The organism is Streptomyces caelestis, from assembly GCF_001279005.1.
Classification (GTDB): Bacteria; Actinomycetota; Actinomycetes; order Streptomycetales; family Streptomycetaceae; genus Streptomyces; species Streptomyces heliomycini.
In genome coordinates this window covers 1-2244 of the sequence record NZ_LGCN01000006.1, presented here as the reverse complement: position 1 = coordinate 2244, position 2244 = coordinate 1, and the positions used below count along the sequence as shown (strand labels likewise).

Annotated in this window: 1 protein-coding gene; it reads right to left on the bottom strand. The window is 75.6% G+C overall.

Annotated features, from left to right (window positions below):
• A partial coding sequence (locus ADK41_RS02410) for a polyketide synthase dehydratase domain-containing protein (RefSeq protein ID WP_030837416.1) occupies positions 1-2244 on the bottom strand: 2244 nt, incomplete at both ends.

Below are 2244 nucleotides of genomic sequence, written 5' to 3'. Positions count from 1 at the left end.
CACCGGCGTGCACCAGCACCGACTCCCCCGCCCGCAGACCCGCCAGATCACGGAAGGCGTACAGGGCCGTCAGGAACACCAGCGGCACCGACGCCGCCTGCTCGTCCGTCCACCCGTCGGGGACGTGGACGAGGTAGCGCTCGTCGATGAGCACGGTGTCGGCCAGACCGCCGGGCACCATGCCCATGACCCGGTCACCGGCCCGCAGTCCGGTGACCTCGGGGCCGGTGGCGGTGACGACACCGACCGCCTCCGAGCCGAGGAGTCCGGCCTCACCCGGGTACATGCCGAGCGCGTTCATCACGTCGCGGAAGTTCAGCCCGGCCGCCCGCACCTCGAGGCGCACCTGACGGCCCTCCGGCGCCTGGAGCGCCTCCGGGGAGGGGGCGAGGGTGAGGGCGTCGAGGGTGCCGCGGTCGTCGCTGTCGAGCCGCCAGGGCAGTCCGGCGACCGGGAGCAGGCTCGCGCCGCTGGTCAGCCGGGCCAGCCGGGCGATGCGCACGGTGTCGCCGCGGACGACGAACTGGGTGTCGCCCCCGGCCAGCAGGTCGGGCAGCCGTCCCAGCAGCGTGCGGGCGGCGCCCGTGGTGTCCGCGTCGAGGTCGAGCAGGGCGAAGCGGCCCGGGTTCTCGGCCTCGGCGCTGCGGACCAGGCCCCAGGCGGCGGCAGCGGCGAGGTCGCGCACCCGCTCGCCGGTGTCGGCGGCGACGGCGCCGCGCGTGACGAACACCAGTCGGGACGGTCCGGACGGGTTCAGCTCCAGCCACTCGCGCACCAGATCGAGGGCGCGGGCGGTGAGGGTGTGGGCGGCGGCGGGCAGTTCGCCGCCGCCGTCCAGCGGCGCCAGGACCAGTTCGGGCCGCGGGGAGGCGGCAAGGCTGTCGGCGAGGGTGGTGAGGGGGGCGCCCGGCAGTCCCGTGGCGGCGCCGAGGACGGCGCAGTGGACGTCCGTGTCGGCGCCGGTGTCGGGGGCGGGGGTCCACTGGAGGCGGAGCAGGCCGTCCTGTTCGCTGCTGCGCAGCGCGGGGGCCTGGATGGCGGAGGGGACGCGCAGGATCAGCGACTCGGCGGAGAGCACGGGCGCGCCCTCGACGTCGACCGCGGCGATGGAGACGGAGTCCTCGCCGACACGGGCGATCCGGACGCGGACCACGGAGGCGCCGCCCGCGTGCAGGGACACCCCGGACCAGGAGAACGGCAGCAGCTTCTTGCCGTCGCCGAGGCCGACGAAGCCGACGGACTGCACGGCGGCGTCGAGCAGCGCCGGGTGCATGCCGTAGTACTCGGCGTCGTCGACCTGGCTCGGCAGGGCGACCTCGACGAACGCCTCGTCGCCGCGCCGCCAGACGGCGCGCAGTCCCTGGAAGACGGGGCCGTACTCGGTGCGTTCGTAGAAGCCCTCGAGGTCGGCGGCGACGGCGCCGCGCGGGGGCCAGACGCTCGCGTCGAAGGCGGTGGTGCGTTCGCCGGTGGTGAGGACGCCGTTGGCGTGCTCGGTCCAGCGCTGCTCCGGGTCGTCCATGGTCTGCGAGTAGACGGTGACCTTGCGGGCGCCGGTCTCGTCCGGGGCGCCGACCCACACCTGGACGACGGCGGCGGCGTTCTCGGTGAGGATGAGGGGCTTGGCGAGGGTGAGTTCGTCGATGCGGTCGCAGCCCACCTGGTCGCCGGCGCGGACGGCGAGTTCCAGGAAGCCGGTGGCGGGGAAGGCGACCACGCCGCCCACCGTGTGGTCCATCAGCCAGGGGTGGGTCTGCGCGGAGAGCCGTCCGGTGAACAGGACCCCGTCGAGGCCGGCCAGGGACACCGCGGCGCCCAGCAGGGGGTGTTCGGCGGAGACGAGTCCGGCGGCCGACACGTCGCCGGCGGCGGCCATCAGGACGGGCCAGTACCGCTCGTGCTGCCAGGGGTAGGTGGGCAGGTCGGTGCGGCGCGCACCGGTCCCGTCGAAGCAGCGGGCCCAGTCGACGTGGACGCCGGCGACGTGGAGCCGGGACAGCGCGGTGAGCAGGGCGCGTTCCTCGGCGCGGTCCTTGCGCAGGGCGGCGGCGGACACGGTGTCGGCGGTGCCGTCGAGCACCCGCGCGGCCATCCCGGTCAGGACGCCGTCGGGGCCCAGTTCCAGGAACGCGTCGGCGCCGACGTCGGCCAGCGCCCGCACACCATCGGCGAACCGCACGGTGGCGCGGACGTGGCGCACCCAGTAGTCGGCCGAGCACAGCAGGCCGGGGCCGGCGATCCCAC